15 protein-coding genes are annotated in these 19,210 nt (G+C 59.3%); 7 read left to right on the top strand and 8 right to left on the bottom strand.

Features of this window, described 5'->3' with window-relative positions:
- Positions 1-17: 17 nt before the first annotated feature.
- Positions 18-2,369 (top strand): alpha-glucosidase, encoded by a 2,352-nt coding sequence (gene ygjK / locus EGY08_RS18520; protein WP_123828738.1) that lies wholly within the window; start codon positions 18-20, stop codon positions 2,367-2,369.
- Between the two features lie 108 nt (positions 2,370-2,477).
- Here ygjK and lsrG read toward each other — a convergent pair whose 3' ends face one another.
- The 6 genes from lsrG to lsrA are packed head-to-tail and all read right to left on the bottom strand — an operon-like array spanning position 2,478 to position 8,185.
- Complete coding sequence (gene lsrG, locus EGY08_RS18515; protein ID WP_049113930.1) at positions 2,478-2,774, bottom strand: (4S)-4-hydroxy-5-phosphonooxypentane-2,3-dione isomerase; 297 nt, start codon at positions 2,772-2,774, stop codon at positions 2,478-2,480.
- The gene (lsrF, locus tag EGY08_RS18510; protein WP_004125444.1) at positions 2,771-3,658 is read right to left on the bottom strand and encodes a 3-hydroxy-5-phosphonooxypentane-2,4-dione thiolase; all 888 of its coding nucleotides are present in this window, start codon (positions 3,656-3,658) and stop codon (positions 2,771-2,773) included. The genes lsrG and lsrF overlap by 4 nt, the downstream gene beginning before the upstream one ends.
- Before the next feature lie 11 nt (positions 3,659-3,669).
- Positions 3,670-4,671, bottom strand: a complete 1,002-nt coding sequence (gene lsrB, locus EGY08_RS18505) for an autoinducer 2 ABC transporter substrate-binding protein LsrB (RefSeq protein ID WP_004125447.1) — start codon at positions 4,669-4,671, stop codon at positions 3,670-3,672.
- Positions 4,672-4,673: 2 nt separating this feature from the next.
- A complete protein-coding gene (gene lsrD / locus EGY08_RS18500; protein ID WP_049113935.1) occupies positions 4,674-5,666 on the bottom strand; it encodes an autoinducer 2 ABC transporter permease LsrD in 993 nt (330 codons plus the stop codon).
- A complete protein-coding gene (gene lsrC / locus EGY08_RS18495) occupies positions 5,667-6,701 on the bottom strand; it encodes an autoinducer 2 ABC transporter permease LsrC (protein ID WP_049113937.1) in 1,035 nt (344 codons plus the stop codon).
- Positions 6,698-8,185, bottom strand: a complete 1,488-nt coding sequence (gene lsrA, locus EGY08_RS18490; RefSeq protein WP_049113939.1) for an autoinducer 2 ABC transporter ATP-binding protein LsrA — start codon at positions 8,183-8,185, stop codon at positions 6,698-6,700. Before lsrA ends, lsrC begins: the two co-directional genes overlap by 4 nt.
- A 219-nt stretch (positions 8,186-8,404) precedes the next feature.
- Here lsrA and lsrR point away from each other — a divergent pair, with 219 nt between their 5' ends.
- From lsrR to EGY08_RS18475, 3 genes are all read left to right on the top strand, one after another.
- The gene (gene lsrR, locus EGY08_RS18485; protein ID WP_004125457.1) at positions 8,405-9,376 is read left to right on the top strand and encodes a transcriptional regulator LsrR; all 972 of its coding nucleotides are present in this window, start codon (positions 8,405-8,407) and stop codon (positions 9,374-9,376) included.
- Positions 9,377-9,413: 37 nt separating this feature from the next.
- Positions 9,414-11,000 carry an autoinducer-2 kinase gene (gene lsrK / locus EGY08_RS18480; RefSeq protein ID WP_049123015.1) on the top strand — a complete coding sequence of 529 codons (1,587 nt, stop codon included), beginning with the start codon at positions 9,414-9,416 and terminating at the stop codon, positions 10,998-11,000.
- A 157-nt stretch (positions 11,001-11,157) separates the two neighbouring features.
- Entirely contained in the window at positions 11,158-13,179 is a 2,022-nt protein-coding gene (locus EGY08_RS18475) for an NADPH-dependent 2,4-dienoyl-CoA reductase (protein ID WP_004125462.1), read from the top strand.
- A 74-nt stretch (positions 13,180-13,253) separates the two neighbouring features.
- Here EGY08_RS18475 and rlmG read toward each other — a convergent pair whose 3' ends face one another.
- Positions 13,254-14,384 carry a 23S rRNA (guanine(1835)-N(2))-methyltransferase RlmG gene (gene rlmG / locus EGY08_RS18470; protein ID WP_112166996.1) on the bottom strand — a complete coding sequence of 377 codons (1,131 nt, stop codon included), beginning with the start codon at positions 14,382-14,384 and terminating at the stop codon, positions 13,254-13,256.
- A 104-nt stretch (positions 14,385-14,488) separates the two neighbouring features.
- On the bottom strand, positions 14,489-15,832 hold the full coding sequence (locus EGY08_RS18465) for a glycoside-pentoside-hexuronide (GPH):cation symporter (protein ID WP_004125469.1): 1,344 nt from the start codon (positions 15,830-15,832) through the stop codon (positions 14,489-14,491).
- A gap of 107 nt (positions 15,833-15,939) precedes the next feature.
- Between EGY08_RS18465 and EGY08_RS18460 the strand changes: the two genes are divergently transcribed.
- The 3 genes from EGY08_RS18460 (at position 15,940) to EGY08_RS18450 (ending at position 19,160) form a co-directional block, all read left to right on the top strand.
- A complete protein-coding gene (locus EGY08_RS18460) occupies positions 15,940-16,806 on the top strand; it encodes an AraC family transcriptional regulator (RefSeq protein WP_087828347.1) in 867 nt (288 codons plus the stop codon).
- 128 nt (positions 16,807-16,934) lie between these two features.
- Complete coding sequence (locus tag EGY08_RS18455; protein ID WP_123828737.1) at positions 16,935-18,578, top strand: glycoside hydrolase family 43 protein; 1,644 nt, start codon at positions 16,935-16,937, stop codon at positions 18,576-18,578.
- A gap of 78 nt (positions 18,579-18,656) precedes the next feature.
- On the top strand, positions 18,657-19,160 hold the full coding sequence (locus tag EGY08_RS18450) for a M48 family metallopeptidase (protein WP_009651851.1): 504 nt from the start codon (positions 18,657-18,659) through the stop codon (positions 19,158-19,160).
- The last annotated feature ends 50 nt before the right edge of the window (positions 19,161-19,210 follow it).

Genomic DNA, 19,210 nt, shown 5'->3' with positions numbered 1-19,210 from the left:
AAAGGGATATCAATACCGTGAAAATCATCACCACTCTGACGCCGCTGGCCTGCGCCCTGCTGCTAAGCTTTTCCGCCCACGCGCTCACTGCGGATGACTTTAAAAATGTTATCAACCGCAGCGGCGCGCCGCAGGCGATGCAGGATTTTGATTACGATGATCACCAGCGCTTCAACCCGTTTTTTGATTTGGGCGCATGGCATGGGCATCTGCTGCCGGACGGTCCGGCCACCATGGGCAGCTTTCCGGGGCCCGCCCTGCTCACCGAGGAGTACATCAACTTTATGGCGACCCATTTCGATCGCCTGACGGTGTACCAGAACGGCAAAAAAGTCGCCTTCACCCTGCAGGCCTGGAGCCTGCCCGGGGCGCTGGCGCAAACGCTCTCCGCGCCCGGCGTACGGGTCGAGATGACCCTGCGCTTTGCCAGCGCCCACACCTCTTTACTGGAGACTAAAATCACCAGCAGCGGTCCGCTTAAGCTGGTCTGGGACGGCAAGCTGCTGGAGAAGCTCTCCGCCAAAGAGGGGAAACCGCAGTCAACGCAAACCATCGACCAGGCTTTCCCGGACTATCAGCGCCGCCTGAGCGCGACCCACGACGGTCTGACCGTCAGCTTCGGCAAAGTCCGCTCAGCATCGGATTTAATGACCTCCGGCGAATCGCAGTATCAGATCCATCGCTCCCTGCCGACGGTCACCCAAATCGACGGCCATCGATTTACCAGCAGCGCGCACATCAACGGCTCGACCACGCTTTATACCACCTACTCGCACCTGCTGAACGCCGAGCAGGTTCGTCTCGAGAAAGCGCAAATCCGCGATATTCTGGCGCGACCGGCGCACTATCTGCGCGCTTCCGAGGCGCGCTGGAACGGCTATCTGCAAAAGGGGCTGACTAACCCTGACGCCACTGAGCAACAAACCCGGGTGGCGGTGAAAGCGATCGAAACCCTTAACGGCAACTGGCGCGCGCCGGGCGGCGCCGTTAAGCACAACACCGTCACGCCATCGGTAACCGGGCGCTGGTTCTCCGGCAACCAGACCTGGCCGTGGGATACCTGGAAGCAGGCCTACGCTATGGCCCACTTCAACCCGGAGATCGCGAAAGAGAACATCCGCGCCGTCTTCTCCTGGCAAATTGCCGCCGACGATAAAGTGCGTCCACAGGATGCCGGGTTCATTCCGGATCTGATCGCCTGGAACCTGAGCCCGGAGCGCGGCGGCGACGGCAGCAACTGGAACGAGCGAAATACCAAACCGAGCCTGGCGGCCTGGTCGGTGATGGAAGTCTATAACGTCACCAAAGATAAAGCCTGGCTGGCGGAGATGTATCCGAAGCTGGTGGCCTACCATGGCTGGTGGCTGCGCAACCGCGACCACAACGGCAACGGCGTGCCTGAGTACGGCGCGACCCGCGATAAAGCGCACAACACCGCCGACGGCGCGATGCTGTTTACCGTGAAAAAGGGCGATAAAGAATGGACGCTTTCCGGCCTGAAAACCTACGAGCAGGTGACGGCGAAAGGCGATTACGACAGTCTGGAGATCCCGGCGCAGGTGGCCGCCTCCTGGGAGTCGGGGCGCGATGACGCGGCTGTTTTCGGCTTTATCGATAAAGATCAGCTGGCTAAGTACATCGCCGGCGGCGGTAAGCGTAGCGACTGGGCGGTGAAATTTGCTGAAAACCGGGGTAAGAACGGCAGCCTGCTCGGCTATTCGCTGTTGCAGGAGTCGGTCGATCAGGCCAGCTACATGTACAGCGACAACCACTATCTGGCGGAAATGGCGACCCTTCTCGGCAAGCCGGAGGAGGCAAAACGCTACCGGGCGCTGGCGCAAAAGCTCGCCGACTATATCAACACCTGCATGTTCGACCCGCAGAGCAAATTCTATTATGACATTCGCATTGAAGCGCAGCCGCTGGCAAACGGCTGTGCCGGTAGGCCGATCGTCGAGCGCGGCAAAGGGCCGGAGGGCTGGTCGCCGCTGTTCAACGGCGCGGCCACTCAGGCGCATGCCGATGACGTCATTTCGGTGATGCTGGACGCCAAAGAGTTCAACACTTTCGTACCGCTGGGTACCGCCGCATTAACGAATCCGGCGTTTGGCGCGGATATTTACTGGCGCGGCCGCGTGTGGGTGGACCAGTTCTGGTTCGGTCTGAAAGGGATGGAGCGCTACGGCCACCGCGAAGAGGCGCTGCAGCTGGCGGACGCCTTCTTCAGGCACGCCCGGGGTCTAACCTCCGATGGCCCGATTCAGGAGAACTACAATCCGCTCACCGGCGCTCAGCAGGGCGCGCCGAACTTCTCCTGGAGCGCGGCGCATCTGTACATGCTGTATAACGAGTTTTTCCGTAAGCCATAGGATATTGCCCTCACCCTCACCCTCTCCCACAGGGAGAGGGAACTGTCCAGCCCCCTATTTAACAGACGGCTCCTCTTTTTCCCCTCTTCCCGTGGGTGAGGACTCGTCTTACGCCTCCGGCAGCAGGCCGATAAAGCTGCGCTTCTGCCGCGGCTGCGACATTAGCTCCTCAAGCTTCGCCACGCAGGCCAGATAGTGCGGGGTTTTCTTGTGCGCCAGCACCGCTTCATCATCTTTATAGGCTTCATAGATAAAAAAGCGCGTCTTCACCTCCGGGTCCTGCAGGACATCAAAGCGAAGATTGCCCGGCTCCTGCAGCGCCCCTTCGTGGTTGGCGCGGAACACCTCAAGAAACTCGTCGACCCGTTCCGGTTTGATATTGATTTCCACCAGCGTTACGTTCATTGCAGCTCTCCCTGTTTTTCCTCCTGCCAGAACTGATACGCCTCACGGGCGCTTAAGTTCTCATGCACCACTTTTTTCACCGCCTTGAGCATCGCGCGCGGCGCGCTGGACTGGAAGATATTCCGCCCCATATCCACGCCGGAAGCCCCCTGGTCGATCGCCCGCCAGCACATCTCCAGCGCCTCCTGCTCCGGCAGCTTTTTGCCCCCGGCGATGACGATCGGCACCGGGCAGCTGGCGGTGACTTTCTCAAAGCCTTCCTCAACAAAGTAGGTTTTCACGAACTGCGCCCCCATTTCAGCGGCAATGCGGCTGGCCAGCGAAAAGTAGCGGGCGTCGCGGGTCATCTCTTTGCCCACCCCGGTTACCGCCAGCACCGGCATACCGTAGCGGTTGCCGGCGTCCACCAGCTTGATGATGTTGTTGATCGACTGATGCTCATGTTCGCTGCCGATATAGACCTGCGCCGCCACCGCGCAGACATTCAGGCGCAGCGCGTCCTCCATCGCCACCGCCACACACTCGTTGGAAAGTTCGCTGAGGATCGAGTTGCCGCCGGAAGCGCGCAGCACCACCGGTTTGTTGGTCGCCGCCGGCACCTGGCTACGCAGCACGCCGCGGGTACACATCAGCACGTCGGTCTCCTCAAACAGCGGCGCGATAGAGAGATCGATCCGCTCCAGCCCGGTAGTCGGCCCCTGAAAATAGCCGTGGTCGAACGCCAGCATCACCGTACGGTTGCTCTGCGGGTTGAAGATACGCGCCAGCCGCGACTGCATCCCCCACTCCAGCGAACCGCAGCCCTTCAGCGTGTAGAGCGTGTTCTGCTGCGGACGGTCTAAGCCGAAGTTTTTTCCCTCTTTGATATCGTCTAAATCAGCCATCTCATCCTCCATCAGAAATCGTAGTTATTGATATTCTCTTTGGTGAACACCACCCGCTCCGGCAGCAGCACGATGCCGTTGCCTTTCGCTTCATACTGGTAGCCCTGCACGCTGTTGGGCTCGACTTTCAGGGCGCCAAGATCTTTCACATCGACGCTGTCGCCGACGTTCAGATCGCCCTTTTTCAGCAGACGATCGGCGACGTTAACCGCGATCTTACCCTGCTGCACCACGTCCCACAGACCGAAGGCTTTTACCGTGCCGCGCTCCACGTAGGGGCGCATCACGTTCGGGGTACTAAAGCCGACAATCGCCACGCCCTGGCGCTTGAGGTTCTCTGCCGCCTGGGCGGCCGCCGGTAGCGCGTTGGCGTCCGGAGCGATAATGGCGTCGAGATCCGGGTACGCTTTTAAGATCCCCTCGGCGGTTTGCAGCGATTTAGTGGCGTCGTTATAGCCAAACTGGGTGGTCACCACTTCCCACTGCGGATGCGCTTTTTCGATTTTGGCCTTCGCCTCTTTTACCCATTGGTTCTGGTCGGTCACCGTCGGGCTGGAGTAGAAAAACGCCACTTTGGCGGTGGGTTTCGTCACCTGTTTTTCCGCCATCTCCACCAGCAGACCGCCGAGTTGCTGCGGCGTCCCCTGATTGATATAGATGCTGCGGCACTCCGGTTTGGTATCGGAGTCCCAGGTCAGGACCTTGACCCCGCGCTGCATCGCCCGCTTCAGCGCCGGGCACAGGCCGTCCGGCGATACGGCGGAGACGATAATCGCGTTGTAGCCCTGGTTGACGAAGTTGTTGATCAGCTGTACCTGGCCGGAAACGCTCGGTTCGGTCGGGCCGTCGTAGGTGACGTCCACGCCGAGCGCTTTGCCCGCCTCTTTCGCGCCGTTGCCGCCGCTGGTAAAGAAACCGACGCCGACCAGCTTAGGAATAAAGGCGATGCGGTCAGCCGCCTGGGCCGATGCCATACCCAGCGCCATTGCCAGCACGATCAGTTTTGTTTTCATTTTTATGCTCCGATTGTTTTACGCGAGAAAAGACGCCGCCAGCTCATCCGCACCCATTCACGGTGCAGACTCAGCGAACGCCCCATCACCACCACAACCAACAGCGCCCCTGACAGCGCGCTCGACACCTGGTTGGGGATGCCGACCATTTGCAAACCTTGTTGTAAATAGCCCACCAGCAGCGCGGCCAGCGCCGTGCCGATGATCGAGCCGGAACCACCGTAGATATTGGCCCCGCCGAGTACCGCGGCGGTCAGCGCGGGCATCAGCAGGTCGCGGCCTAAGTCCGAGCGCGCCGAGCCGAAATAGGAGACCATCACCAGCGCCGCCACTGCCGACGCCACGCCCACCAGGCCATACAGCGCGTAGGGCATCCCGTTAACGGAAAGCGCGGCGTAGCGCGCGGCGCGCGGGTTCTGGCCAAGCAGAAAAAGGTGCCGCCCAAAGCGCCCGCGATGGGCCAGCAGCCAGAAGAAAAAGGTGATAACGGCGAACAGCACCAGCGGTATCGGCAGGCCGAACAGGGTCAGATTGGCGAAGGCGGTAAAGCTATCCGGGAATCCGCCGATGCCTTCGTAGCCGGTCGCCCCGGCCATGCCCGACAGCAGCAGCGCGCCGCCGCCGTAGAGGTACAAGGTGCCAAGGGTAATCACCAGCGGGCTAATGCCGGTGTAGTGAATCAGCGCCGCGTTCAGCAGCCCGCACAACAGGCCGAGCAGCAGCGTCAGGGGGATCGCGAGGCTCATTGGCCAGCCCGCCTGCATCATCACCCCCAGCGCGATGGCGCACAGGCCGATAGTGGAACCGAGCGAAATATCAATCCCGCCGCTGATGATCACCAGCGTCAGCGGCAGCGCCACGATGCCAATGCAGATAAAATCGCTGGTGCTGAACAGCAGCATATTGAGATCCAGCATGCGCGGATTCAGGGCGCCAAACAGCAGGATCTCCAGCACAAGTAACGCCAGCAGCGCGCTTTCCCAGTTGAGCTTCATTTACGCCACCTCTTTGTTTTTGCGTTGGGGAAACGAGGCCACGCGCTTGCCCCCTTTGTTGCCGGGCTGAAAGCGGCTGTACTTCAGCGCCCGCTGATGGCGGGCCAGCGCCTGACGCAGACGCCCGTCGAGCACCAGTACGCCGAGCAGGACCAGGCCGGCGATGAAGTCGTTCCACCACGCCGGGAGACGGAACAGCACCAGCACGGTATCGATTTGGGTGAGGAAGAAGGCGCCGAGAAAAGCGCCGAGCAGCGTGCCGGTACCGCCAAGCAGCGAGATCCCGCCGAGCACGCAGGCGGCGATGGCCTTCATCTCCAGGCCGCTGCCGGTCTGATTGGGCACAAAGCCAATCTGCGCGGCGAACACAATCCCGGCACAGGCCGCCAGCATACCGTTAAGGGTGAATGCCAGCATCCGCGTGCGGTTCACCGCCACCCCGAGCTGGCGGGCCGCGGCGAGGTTATCGCCAACGGCGTAAAAATCGCGACCAAAGGCGGTGCGCGACAGTATCCAGCCGCCCGCCAGCAGCAGCGCCAGCACCAGCCAGCCCAGCGGCGAAATGCCGATGAACGCCGGTTCCGACAGCGCCTTCAGGCTGTTCGGCAAGCCTTCAATCCACTTGCCGCCGGTCCACAGCAGCATCACTCCGCGATAAAGCCCGAGAGTGCCGAGGGTGGCGACAATCGCCGGTATCCGCAGCCCCACCACCAGAAGACCGTTAAAGGCGCCGGCCAGCGCGCCGATCGCCAGCGCGAAGGCGATAGCGGTCATCAGGCCATAGCCGCTATTCAGCGCCACCCCCACCGCGATAGCGCTCAGGCCGACGGTGGACCCCACCGAAACGTCAATATTGCGGGTCAGCATCACCAGGGTTGCCCCCAGCGCCAGCAGGCAGAGGATCTGCGAACTGGCGAAGATCATGCCCAGGGTCTGTAAGCTGAAATAGGCCGGGTTGAGCGCCACCAGCCCGGCAAACAGCACCACGATGGCGAGAAAGGCGCTCAGTTCGCGATTTTTCAGTAACGTTTTCATGCCTGCCCTCCGAAGGCCAGGGTCATCATCCGGTCAACGCTGACCGCTTGCTGCGCCAGCTCGCCGCTCTGCCTGCCCTGATGCATCACCAGTACCCGGTCGGCCAGGCCGACGAACTCGTCGAGATCGCTGGAGATCATCAGCACCGCCACGTTTTGCGCGGCGACGCTTTTCAGCAGCTGATAGATATCAGCGCGGGCGGAAACGTCGACGCCGCGCGTTGGCTCATCAACGATCAGCAGCAGCGGGTTAGCTTCCAGGCAGCGCGCCAGCAGCACTTTCTGCTGATTGCCGCCGGAGAGCGTACGCACCGGGCGATCGCCATCGGCCATTTTGATCCCCAACGCCCGGTGATAGCGCTCAACCACCGCCGCTTCGCGCCTGTTCTGCTGCCACAGCGATGGCTGGTTAAACATCACCGTGTTCCAGCGCACCGGCGCATCGAGAAACAGCCCGGAAACCTGCCGATCCTCCGGCAAATAGACCAGTCCGCTGGCCAGCCTGGCGCGTGTATTGTCGAGGCTGATATCGCGGTTCTCCAGCCACACCCGCCCGGCGCGCGCTGGCCTGAGACCGTAGAGCGTTTCGGCGAATTCGGTGCGCCCGGAGCCGACCAGCCCGGCGAGGCCGACGATCTCTCCGGCGCGGATCTCGAGGCTGAGATCGATAAATCCCTCCCCGGTGAGATCCTCCACCCGCAGCACCGGGAAATCCTGCGCCTGAGTGCGGCGATTACCCGGCAACGCCAGCCACAGCTTTTGCGTGTCGCTCAGGGCTCGATCGCGACTGACGGGCGTCATCGCGCCGATCAGCTGATTGTCGCCGTACTGCGCGGTCTCTCCGCTCAGCACCACCGCGCCATCGCGCATTACCGAGACGTGGCTGGCGACCTGGCGGATCTCCGGCAGTTTGTGCGAGATAAACACGATCCCGACGCCGAGCGCCTGTAAAGAGCGGATCTGACGGAACAGACGTTCGGTTTCCCCCGGGGTTAATGAAGCCGTGGGCTCATCGAGGATCAAGATCTGCGCGTCGCGCATCAACCCGCGCAGGATCTCCACCATTTGTTGATCGGCGACTTCCAGAGTGCTGGCCGCCGCCTCAAGGTTAAGCTGGCAGTTAAGCTGCTGAAGCTTTTCCCGCAGGCGGGTCTCGTTATCGGCCCGCTTCGGCAGACGAAAAAGAATATTTTCCCGCACCGTCAGATTGGGGAATAACATCGGTTCCTGCGGCACCAGATACACACCCTGCTGATGGGCCTGGGCGGGAGTGAGGCGCGCAAACGCGCGTTCGCCGAGGATAAGCTCACCGCTGTCGGGCGTTTCCACGCCGGCGATAATCTTCATCAGCGTCGATTTCCCGGCGCCGTTGCCGCCCATCAGCGCGTGTACCTGGCCGGAAAGCAGCGTGAAATCAATCTGCTTCAGCACGGTGACGCCGGAGAACTGTTTGCAGATTTGGCGAGCTTTAAGCAGTGGCTTCATCATCGCGCCTCGTTTTGAACAAAAGATTTTTTAAATTAATAATGTTCAAAAGCGTAGACGGTGAACTATATTTACAACCGTGCAACGATCACAGTTTTATGCTTTAGATCGTTTGAATAAAACCAGCGAACAATGAAAGATCGGTTTTGCCAGTCGGCTCACATTTTCCGACCGCGCAATAACGAACATATGATCTAAATTTTTATAAGAGTTCACTTTATGAGCGAAAAACGCATTACGGAAGAGAGCCGCTACGCCGGGCTGGCGTTAGCCGAGGAGGAGCTGGTGGCTCGGGTGGCGTGGTGTTACTACCACGACGGCCTGACGCAGAACGACATCGGCGAGCGTTTAGGACTGCCGCGGTTAAAGATCTCCCGCCTGCTGGAGAAGGGCCGCCAGTCGGGGGTGATCCGCGTCCAGATTAATTCGCGCTATGAAGGCTGCCTGGCGCTGGAAACCGAACTTCAGCAGCGCTTCGGCCTGAAAATCGCCCGCGTGCTGCCGGCGCTGAATACGCCCCCGATGAACACCCGCCTGGGGATTGGCGCGGCGCAATCGTTAATGGGCGTGCTGGAGCCGGGACAGCTGCTGGCGGTGGGCTTTGGCGAAGCGACCATGAGCTGCCTGCAGCACCTGAGCGGGTTTATCGGCTCCCAGCAGATTCGGCTGGTGACGCTTTCCGGCGGCGTGGGCCCGTATATGACCGGTATTGGCCAGCTTGACGCCGCCTGTAGCGTCAGCATGATCCCCGCGCCGCTGAGGGTATCATCGGCCGATGTGGCGGAGATCCTGCGCCGGGAATCGAGCGTCCGCGACGTGATCCTCGCCGCCACGGCGGCGGATGCGGCGGTGGTGGGCATCGGCGCCATCGATCAGCGCCGCGACGCCACCATCCTGCGCTCCGGCTATATCAGCGAGGGCGAGCAGCTGATGTACGCCCGCAAAGGCGCGGTGGGCGACATTTTAGGTTATTTCCTGCAGGCCGACGGTAAACCGGTTGAAGGGCTGGAGATCCATCGGGAATTGCTCGGCGTTACCCTTGATGAGCTGGCGCAGCTGCCGACCATCGTTGGCGTCGCCGGGGGCACAGAAAAAGCGCAGGCGATTTACGCGGCCCTTATCGGCAAGCGGATTAATGGCCTGGTAACGGAAGAGACAACAGCACGCGCGGTGCTCACGCTGGCCTCATAACGGCTCTGCGCCGCGCAATACGAGCGAGGCGCATGTCATGAGTTACCTGTTAGCGTTAGATGCCGGGACCGGCAGCATTAGGGCGGTAATTTTCGATCTCAACGGCCGCCAGATTGCGGTCGGCCAGGCCGAATGGAAGCACCTGAGCGTGGACAATGTCCCCGGCTCGATGGAGTTCGACCTTGGCACCAACTGGCAGCTGGCCTGCCAGTGTATCCGCCAGGCGCTGGCCGCCGCCCATCTCTCTGCGGGGGATATTCAGTCCGTCGCCTGCTGCTCGATGCGTGAAGGCATCGTGCTTTACGACCGCAACGGCGAGGCCATCTGGGCCTGCGCCAACGTTGACGCCCGCGCCAGCCGGGAGGTGGCGGAGCTCAAAGAGATCCACGACAACCATTTTGAATCGGAAGTGTACGGCGTGTCGGGGCAGACCCTGGCGCTAAGCGCCATGCCGCGCCTGCTGTGGCTGGCCCATCATCGCCCGGATATTTACCGCAGCGCGGCGACCATCACCATGATCAGCGACTGGCTGGCGGCGAAACTTTCCGGCGAGCTGGCGGTCGACCCCTCTAACGCCGGGACCACCGGCATGCTCGATCTGTTCAGCCGCGACTGGCGGCCGGCGCTGCTGGATATGGCCGGACTGCGGGCCGACATTCTTTCGCCGGTAAAAGAGACCGGCAGCGTGCTGGGGGCAGTAACCGACGCGGCGGCGGCGCAAAGCGGGCTGCGCGCCGGCACGCCGGTGGTGATGGGTGGCGGTGACGTCCAGCTCGGCTGCCTCGGGCTAGGCGTGGTGCGCGCCGGGCAGACCGCGGTGCTCGGCGGCACCTTCTGGCAGCAGGTGGTGAACCTGCCGGAAGTGCGCACCGATCCGGAGATGAATATTCGCGTTAACCCGCACGTCATTCCCGGTATGGCGCAGGCGGAGTCCATCAGCTTCTTCACCGGCCTGACCATGCGCTGGTTCCGCGATGCCTTCTGCGCGGAAGAGAAGCTGATTGCCGAACGCCTCGGCGTCGACGCCTACAGCCTGCTGGAAGAGATGGCCAGCCGCGTGCCGGCGGGTTCTCACGGGGTGATGCCGATCTTCTCTGACGCCATGCACTTTAAGCAGTGGTACCACGCCGCGCCGTCGTTTATTAACCTCTCCATCGACCCGGAAAAATGCAATAAAGCCACCCTTTTCCGCGCGCTGGAAGAGAACGCGGCGATTGTTTCCGCCTGTAACCTGGCGCAAATTTCGCAGTTTTCCGGCGTGAAGTTTGACGGCCTGGTCTTTGCGGGCGGAGGCTCAAAAGGCGCGCTGTGGAGCCAGATCCTCAGCGATGTTACCGGCCTGCCGGTACGGGTGCCGGAGGTCCGCGAGGCGACGGCGCTGGGCTGTGCGATCGCCGCCGGGGCTGGCGCCGGGCTATACAGCGATATGGCGGCGACCGGCGAGAAGCTGGTGAACTGGCATCGGGAATTTACGCCCAATCCGGCGCACCGCGAGCTGTATCAGGAGATGATGGCCAAATGGCAGTCGGTGTACGCCGAGCAGCTCGGTCTGGTGGATAGCGGGTTGACAACCTCAATGTGGCAGGCGCCGGGTCTGGCGCATCGCCAACGCGTAACGCCATAGCCCCTCTTCTTCTCCTCCCCACCGAGGGAGGAGGAACTCTTCACCGTTCTTTGAATCCCATCACAATCGCCGCACTCCCCTTTTCCCTTTTCGCCCGCGACGGCTAAATTAGTAACTCATCCGACCACATAACAATAATTTTACACTGGAAGAGATTATGAGCCGCTACCCGTCGCTTTTCGCCCCGCTTGACCTGGGGTTCACAACGCTCAAAAACCGCGTGTTGATGGGCTCGATGCATACTGGCCTGGAGGAGCTGCCGGACGGCGCGCAGCGGCTGGCGGCTTTTTACGCCGAGCGCGCCCGCCACGGGGTGGCGCTGATCGTCACTGGCGGAATTGCCCCCGCCCCTTCCGGCGTCACCATGACGGGCGGCGCGGTGCTTAACGACGCCAGCCATCTCTCTCATCATCGCCATATCACCGATGCGGTACACGAGGAGGGCGGCAAAATCGCCCTGCAGATCCTGCATACCGGGCGCTACAGCTACCAGCCGAAGCTGGTGGCCCCTTCCGCGCTGCAGGCGCCGATCAACCCCTTTATGCCTCACGCGCTGAGCCACGAAGAGATCCTGCAGCTGATCGATGATTTTGCCCGCTGCGCCCAGCTGGCGCGGGAAGCCGGGTACGACGGCGTCGAAGTGATGGGTTCGGAAGGCTACCTGATTAACGAATTCCTTGCGGCGCGCACCAACCTGCGCGACGACCAGTGGGGTGGCGACTACGCCCGACGTATGCGTTTTGCCGTCGAGGTGGTCAGAGCCGTGCGGGAGCGCGCGGGCAGCGATTTTATTATTGTCTACCGCCTGTCGATGCTCGACCTGGTCAGCGGCGGCAGCACCCTGGCGGAGGTCACCGCGCTGGCGAAAGCGATTGAGGCCGCGGGGGCCACGATTATCAATACCGGTATTGGCTGGCACGAGGCACGCATTCCCACCATCGCCACCCCGGTACCGCGCGGCGCGTTTAGCTGGGTCACCCGCAAGCTGAAGGGCGCGGTGTCGATCCCGCTGGTCACCACCAACCGGATTAACGATCCCGACGTGGCGGAAGCGATCCTGACCCGCGGAGACGCTGACATGGTCTCGATGGCTCGCCCTTTTCTCGCCGATAGCGAATTTCTCTCTAAAGCGCAGAGCGGACGAGCGGAGGAGATCAATACCTGTATTGGCTGCAACCAGGCCTGCCTCGATCGGATCTTCGCCGGCAAAGTCACCTCGTGTCTGGTCAACCCGCGCGCCTGCCATGAAACCCTGATGCCTATAGTGCCCGTGGCGACGCCGAAGCGGCTGGCGGTGGTCGGCGCCGGCCCCGCCGGGCTGGCCTTTGCCGTTAACGCCGCCTCGCGCGGACATCAGGTTACCCTGTTTGATGGTCACCGCGAGATTGGCGGCCAGTTTAACATCGCCAAACAGATCCCCGGCAAAGAGGAGTTCTATGAAACCCTGCGCTATTACCGTCGAATGCTGGATCTTACCGGCGTCGCGCTGCGGCTTGAAACTCTGGTGACAGCGGACGATCTGCTGGCATTTGATGAGGTTATCCTCGCTACCGGGATCGCCCCGCGGATGCCGGATATCGTGGGGATCGATCATCCCAAGGTGCTGAGCTATCTCAATGTCCTGCGCGATAAAGCGCCGGTCGGCGAGAAGGTGGCGATTATCGGCTGCGGCGGGATCGGCTTCGATACCGCCATGTACCTTAGCCAGTCCGGCATCGCCACCAGCCAGAATATCGGCGAGTTCTGTGCAGAATGGGGGATCGATACCAGCCTGCAGAGCGCGGGCGGATTACGCCCGGAAGGGATGCAGCTGGCTAAAAGCCCGCGCCAGATCGTGATGCTGCAGCGCAAAACCAGCAAGCCCGGCGACGGGCTGGGGAAAACCACCGGCTGGATCCATCGTGCTACCCTGCTGGCCCGCGGCGTCAAAATGATCCCCGGCGTCAGCTATCAACGGATCGATGATGCCGGCTTACATGTGACGATCGGCGGCGAATCTCAGGTGCTTAACGTCGATCATGTGATTATCTGCGCCGGTCAGGATCCCCGCCGCGAGCTGGCCGATCCGCTTCGGGCGGCGGGTAAACCGGCGCATTTGATTGGCGGCTGCGACGTGGCGCTGGAGCTGGACGCCCGGCGGGCAATCGCTCAGGGCACCAGGCTGGCGCTATCAATTTAGGGAAAGAAGACCCGACCAGTTGCCCGGCTAAGGCGTCAGCCGCAAGCCGGGGAAGCCGGGGAAGCCGATAAGGCTTAGCGCTGCTTGCGCACCTTTGTCGCTTTCAACACCACAAATTTATTATTGGTGGCGATCGTCGTGCAGTTACCGAACGCGCGCTTCAGCTTGCGGAAATAATCAAGGTGGCGGTTGCCGACAACGTACAGCTCGCCACCGTACTTCAGGCTGCGGCGGGCATCGTTAAACATCTGCCAGGCAATATGATCGGTGATCGCATGCTGCTGATGGAACGGCGGGTTACAGAGGATGGCGGCGAAACGGTCCGGCTCAATATCAGACAACGCGTTATTCACCACAAACTCGCAGCGCTCGATGTCATCCGGCAGGTTGGTTTCAACGTTCAGCCGGCTGGAGGCCACCGCCATATAGGACTCATCGGTGAACATCACCCGGGCGTCCGGGTTTAAGGCCAGCGCTTTCAGGCCAATCACGCCGTTGCCGCAGCCGAGATCGGCGATCTCGCCTTCGATATTTGCCGGCAGATGTTCCAGGAAGAAGCGCGCGCCAATATCCAGGCCGCTGCGGGCGAACACGTTGGCGTGGTTGTGGATCGTCCACGGCGTACCGTCCAGCTGCCAGCTATAGGTCTGCGGCGCATCGGCCACCTCAGGCGCGGTAAAGGTACAGAAAATCAGCCGCGCCTTTTTCCATGCCAGCGATGTGGTGGTGGTGCCGAGGATCTTCTCAAACAGCGCCAGGGTGGAATTATGCACATCCCGCGCTTTCGCGGCGGCAACAATGCGGGTTTCCGGCGTGACAACCGCACGCAGCGCGCGCAGCTGCTGCTCCAGCAGCGCCAGCTGTTTTGGTACTTTAATTAGCACCAGTTTCGGAGCTGCGGGCAGTTCGCTCAGGGGATCCTGAAAACGTACGCTCTCTTCATCAATGCCGTTCATCCGCAGGTTGTAGCGGGTCGCCAGCTCAGATACGTAGGAATCGTTGATGCTGACCGGATTGCGTTCCGCGAGCGCGCAGCCCAGCGCGCCGAAGCTGTCATTGAAAATGAGCGTCAGGCCGTCGACATCATTCACCTGTTGCAGCAGATATTCATCCGCCGCTTCCCACGCCTGAAGCGCTTCCTCTTCAGCATTTGGCGGGAACCGCTCTAATGTGAATAACTCACCGTTTAACTCTACCTGGCTCATCGCCTTTGTGCCTCCGGAACTCTAAAACCCGCGAGTTTATACGCAAACTTCGCCCAGTAGAATAGAGATGCGCCGATTATCTCCTTCTGCCGGGCGATAGCTCGTTACGCCGGGAGGTCGTCCTGCGCCAGGCGCGACAGGCGTTTATCGTCCAGACTGTACTTGCTCATGATAACAATCAGCAGCGCCACCAGTACCCCGGGGAAGACGGTGAACAGCAGCTTGATCATCTGCAGCGCGGAGTCGGTTTGCTGCGCTGCGCCGCCAACGTAGTCGCCCCATGCCAGCATATAGCCCACCAGCGCGCCGCCGATGGCGATCCCCAGCTTGATGGCAAACAGGTTTGTTGAAAAAACGATCCCGCTGAGTTTTTTGCCGCTGCGTTTCTCTTCCGCATCGATGATATCGGACAGCATGCTCCACTGCAGCGGCGTGGCGGCCAGCTGAATAATATTGATGATAATCACCAGCGCAAAGATAGCGGCCACGTTCCCCGCCGGGACGAAGTACATGCCTATCAGCAGCACCGCCTCGATGGCCATCGAGATTTTAAACCCTTTCACTTTATCAATATTTTTAAAGATAAACGGGGAGAGCATCGCACCCAGCACGCCGGAGGCCAGGGTGGTGGTCAGCAGCAGGCTGCCCAGATCCGCCCGCCCCATAATGTTGTTGACGTAATAGAGCGTGGTCCCGCCTTTAAACAGCACCGCAATCAGGTTAACAACGTTGAGCGCGAAGAGAATGCGCCAGTCCTTATTGGCGAGCAGAGTTTTCAGATCGTCAAGAATGCTGCTTTGGTTGTTGACCGCGATATCCGTGGTGTAGCGCTCTTTCGTCAAGCCGAAGCAGATAAAGAACAGGATGATGCTCAGGCACCCCATCACAATCATGGTGTAAAAATAGCCGTTTTGCACGTTACCCTGACCCAGCCAGGCCACCAGCGGCAGCGCGGTCAGCGAGACAATCAGACCACCGAGCGTACTGAGCGCAAAGCGCCAGGACTGAAGCGAAACGCGCTCGCGGGAATCGTTAGAGATATTATTGATCATCGCGCAATACGGAACGTTAATCGCCGTATAGACCAGTGATAATAAGGTATAAGAAACATAGGCGTAAATCAGCTTGCCAGTATAACCGAAATCCGGCGTATAAAATGTTAAGCAGCAAAGTACGCCAAAAGGAATCGCGAACCATAAAATATAAGGGCGGAATTGCCCATATTTAGTCCGGGTACGATCCGCCACCGCCCCCATTAATACATCGGTCACCGCGTCTAATACCCTTACCGCGAGAAACATGGTTCCCATATGCGCCGGATTTAAACCAAATACGTCGGTATAAAACCAGGCCATAAACAGCATGACCGTCTGCCAGACTAAATTACAACCGGTATCCCCTAACCCATAGCTAAATTTTTCTTTAATACTGATACGGGCAGTGTTCATCGCGCCTCCGCCAGAAAGATCGTTAATATTTGTCCTCTGTACGTTATTGCTTAGGGCTTACCAATTATGTATAAATCATCCTGTTAAATATAAGAAGAGTGTACCCGATGAGTGACGAATCTCCCGTTTTCGAAAAGATCCCCGTGGGCGCCGGCGAGCTATTTACCCTGCGGGTAGATAACATTAATAATTTCAACGGCATAAGCGTAGTCCCTCATTTTCATATGATGGACGAACTGATGTGGTTCAGAGAGTCGGAGGGCAGCTATTCGATTGGCGATGAGAAATTTACGATAAAAAACAATACCCTGATTTTCGTCCCCGCCTTATTGATCCATGAAATGACGCTCCCAGCCGCTGCCAGCCACAAGCGTTATCTTATGCAATTCGAAAAAGAGTGGCTCGAGGGATACGACCTGTCGCTCCCCGCCGCCCACTGCGGCGCGGTCGCTTACCTTTCCGGCGAGGAAGCCGAGCGCCTTGAGCTGCTGCTGAGCTGGTGCGGCGAGTTCAGCGACTTTACCGATTCACTGTTTCGCTCCCTGATGCAGACCGTGCTGCTGCACGCCTTTAATAGCCTGAAAGATTCCGTCCCCATTACTGAACGCACCAACCACCGCTATCTGAGTGAGCTGATCGAACTGCTGCAATCTATTGATGAGAATGAAAATTTTGAGATGACAACCGAAGAAGCCGCCCGCCGCTGCCGGTGGTCGAAATCCTGGTTTTCCCGCACCTTTAAATCCGCCTTCGGCATCAGCTTCAAAAAATTTATGCTGCTGCGCAAACTGAATATCGCTATCAATCTACTGACCAACACCGATCTGAAGATTAGCGATATCTCGCAAAGCGCCGGCTTCACCGACAGCGCCTACTTCTGCCTCAAGTTTAAGGAGATGATGAACGACACCCCGCTGGCCTTCCGTCACAAAGTCAGAAGCACCGATGCCGTAGGGCGTCGGGCGGAGAAATAACGCGTTTTTGTGAGCCGTATCACCAGATAAGTAGACGTTTATTATATAAATAGCCAGAGTCTATATATCCCCGTCGCCTTCGCCTATTTACAATCATCGCTATATTTTGCGCATTAAGGGTAAATACGATGATTCAGAATCCTGTTTTTAAAGGTTTTAATCCTGACCCCAGTATCTGTCGGCGCGGCGATGATTATTATGTGGCTGTATCTTCCTTTGAATGGTTTCCCGGCCTGCCGATTTACCATTCGAGAGATCTCAAACATTGGCAATTACTCACCCACGTTCTTACCGATGATAATAATCCGGATTTAAAAAAGCTGCCCTCCGCCAAAGGCATTTGGGCCCCGAGCCTGACCTGGTGTGAAGAGGAAAAGCTGTTCTACGTTATTTATGGTGTGATGAATTCCATGAATTCACGTTATTTCGATGTAGATAACTATCTTATTACTGCCAGTGAAATCACCGGCCCGTGGAGTGAGCCGGTTTATCTCCACTCTGCCGGATTCGATGCTTCTATCCTGCACGACAGCGACGGTAAAAAATGGATCGTTTCCCTGGAGTGGGAAACCCGCGAAGGTTACGAAAAACCGGGCGCCATTTGCCTGGTGGAGTATTCTCCGCAAACGCGAAGCGTTGTCGGCTATCCGCAGCGGATCTGGCGCGGTGGTACCGATCGCGGCTGTATTGAAGCACCGCATTTGACGCGCCGCGGCGACTATTACTACCTGATGGTCGCCGAAGGCGGTACCGGCTACGGCCATGCGGTCACCATGGCGCGCGCAACGCAGGTCGCCGGCCCCTATGAGGGCGATCCGCAAAACCCCATCGTCACCTCCTGGCCGGAGAACTTTAACGCTCGCCACGACGCAGGCCATCTCAAACCACACTACTTCAATCCGCAAACCTATCTGCAAAAAGCCGGGCACGGCAGCTACGTCGAGACCCCAACGGGCGAAGTCTGGTTAACCCATCTTTGCAGCAGACCCTTTCGCAAGGAGCTGCGCTGCCCGCTAGGCCGCGAGACGGCGATACAAAAGATGGTATGGAGCGACGATGGCTGGCTGCGGCTGGCGGCCGGGGGGAACCTCGCTCAGTACCAGGTGGAAGAGTCGAATCTGCCTTCTCAGCCGTTTCCGGCTAAACCAGACAGGGATGATTTTGATGGGCAGACGCTGGATAACGCCTTCTATGCGCCGCGGATCCGCTTTCAGCGCTTTACCAGCCTTGAGCGTAAGGCGGGCTACCTGGCCTTACGCGGTCAGGAGTCGCTGAGCTCGCTCAATAAAGTCAGCCTGCTGGCGAAAAAGCTCACCTCGGTATACGCCACTATCGTTACGAAGATGGATTTCAGCCCGGAGATTTATCAGCACAGCGCCGGCCTGACGCTCTACTACGACAACATGAACTATCTGTTTTTGCATAAAACCTGGGATGAGGCCGCCGGTGCAGCGCAGCTGGCCATCATTTATATGGATAACGGCGAGCGTCACGACGACCCGCAGAAAATCCGCCTTGCGGAGGGAGAAGTCTATCTGGCGATGGCGATTAACGGCCGGGAGATACAGTGCTCGTGGTCCGTCAATGGCGAGAAATATCAAAATATCGGCGCGGTCTACGACACCTCGCGCTTTTCCGATGAATACAGCGGCTACGGCGAGTTTACCGGCGCGTTTGTCGGTATGGCCTGCGTGGATAGCATGCTGCATCGTAAAGAGGCGCTGTTTGACTTCTTTAGCTACCGGGCGGTAGAAGACGCGATGATCGAGTAACGCCGCCTTTCTGGCATCCTGCCCGCGCGGGGTGCTAGAATCCCCGGCAGTTGTCGCTGAATGACCCAAACAGGCTGCATGAGCACTTTAACCTATCTCCAGGGCTACCCTGAATCCCTGCTGGCGCAGGTCACCACGTTAATCGAACAGAACCGTCTCGGCGAGGTGCTGAAAAAGCGCTATCCGCAGGGTCACGATATCAACAACGATAAAGCGCTGTACCAGTATACCCAGGATCTAAAGTCGCGCTATCTGCGCGGCGCGGCGCCCATTAACAAGGTGATGTACGACAACAAGATCCACGTCCTCAACAACGCGCTCGGCCTGCATACCGCGATCTCCCGCGTTCAGGGCGGCAAGCTGAAGGCCAAAGCCGAAATTCGCGTCGCTACCGTCTTTCGCGACGCACCGGAGGATTTTTTGCGGATGATCGTGGTGCACGAGCTGGCGCACCTGAAGGAAAAAGAGCACAACAAAGCGTTCTATCAGCTGTGCTGCCATATGGAGCCGCAGTACCATCAGCTGGAGTTTGATACTCGCCTGTGGCTGACCCAGCTTTCGTTAGAGCGTTCTGCGCCATAGCGCACTGGTTTTGTCATGATGGCGTGCTACAGTGACGAAAGGTCCTTTTT

The sequence above is a fragment of the Klebsiella sp. FDAARGOS_511 genome (assembly GCF_003812845.1).
GTDB lineage: Bacteria > Pseudomonadota > Gammaproteobacteria > Enterobacterales > Enterobacteriaceae > Klebsiella > Klebsiella grimontii.
This window is presented reverse-complemented; position numbering and strand designations above follow the sequence as displayed.

What these genes read in the sequence shown, in the direction of transcription:
- lsrG (WP_049113930.1), bottom strand. Translation starts at nt 2,774, where the DNA reads ATGAACGTAACGCTGGTGGAAATCAATATCAAACCGGAACGGGTCGAC.
- lsrF (WP_004125444.1), bottom strand. Translation starts at nt 3,658, where the DNA reads ATGGCTGATTTAGACGATATCAAAGAGGGAAAAAACTTCGGCTTAGAC.
- lsrB (WP_004125447.1), bottom strand. Translation starts at nt 4,671, where the DNA reads ATGAAAACAAAACTGATCGTGCTGGCAATGGCGCTGGGTATGGCATCG.
- lsrD (WP_049113935.1), bottom strand. Translation starts at nt 5,666, where the DNA reads ATGAAGCTCAACTGGGAAAGCGCGCTGCTGGCGTTACTTGTGCTGGAG.
- lsrC (WP_049113937.1), bottom strand. Translation starts at nt 6,701, where the DNA reads ATGAAAACGTTACTGAAAAATCGCGAACTGAGCGCCTTTCTCGCCATC.
- lsrA (WP_049113939.1), bottom strand. Translation starts at nt 8,185, where the DNA reads ATGAAGCCACTGCTTAAAGCTCGCCAAATCTGCAAACAGTTCTCCGGC.
- lsrR (WP_004125457.1), top strand. Translation starts at nt 8,405, where the DNA reads ATGAGCGAAAAACGCATTACGGAAGAGAGCCGCTACGCCGGGCTGGCG.
- lsrK (WP_049123015.1), top strand. Translation starts at nt 9,414, where the DNA reads ATGAGTTACCTGTTAGCGTTAGATGCCGGGACCGGCAGCATTAGGGCG.
- EGY08_RS18475 (WP_004125462.1), top strand. Translation starts at nt 11,158, where the DNA reads ATGAGCCGCTACCCGTCGCTTTTCGCCCCGCTTGACCTGGGGTTCACA.
- rlmG (WP_112166996.1), bottom strand. Translation starts at nt 14,384, where the DNA reads ATGAGCCAGGTAGAGTTAAACGGTGAGTTATTCACATTAGAGCGGTTC.
- EGY08_RS18465 (WP_004125469.1), bottom strand. Translation starts at nt 15,832, where the DNA reads ATGAACACTGCCCGTATCAGTATTAAAGAAAAATTTAGCTATGGGTTA.
- EGY08_RS18460 (WP_087828347.1), top strand. Translation starts at nt 15,940, where the DNA reads ATGAGTGACGAATCTCCCGTTTTCGAAAAGATCCCCGTGGGCGCCGGC.
- EGY08_RS18455 (WP_123828737.1), top strand. Translation starts at nt 16,935, where the DNA reads ATGATTCAGAATCCTGTTTTTAAAGGTTTTAATCCTGACCCCAGTATC.
- EGY08_RS18450 (WP_009651851.1), top strand. Translation starts at nt 18,657, where the DNA reads ATGAGCACTTTAACCTATCTCCAGGGCTACCCTGAATCCCTGCTGGCG.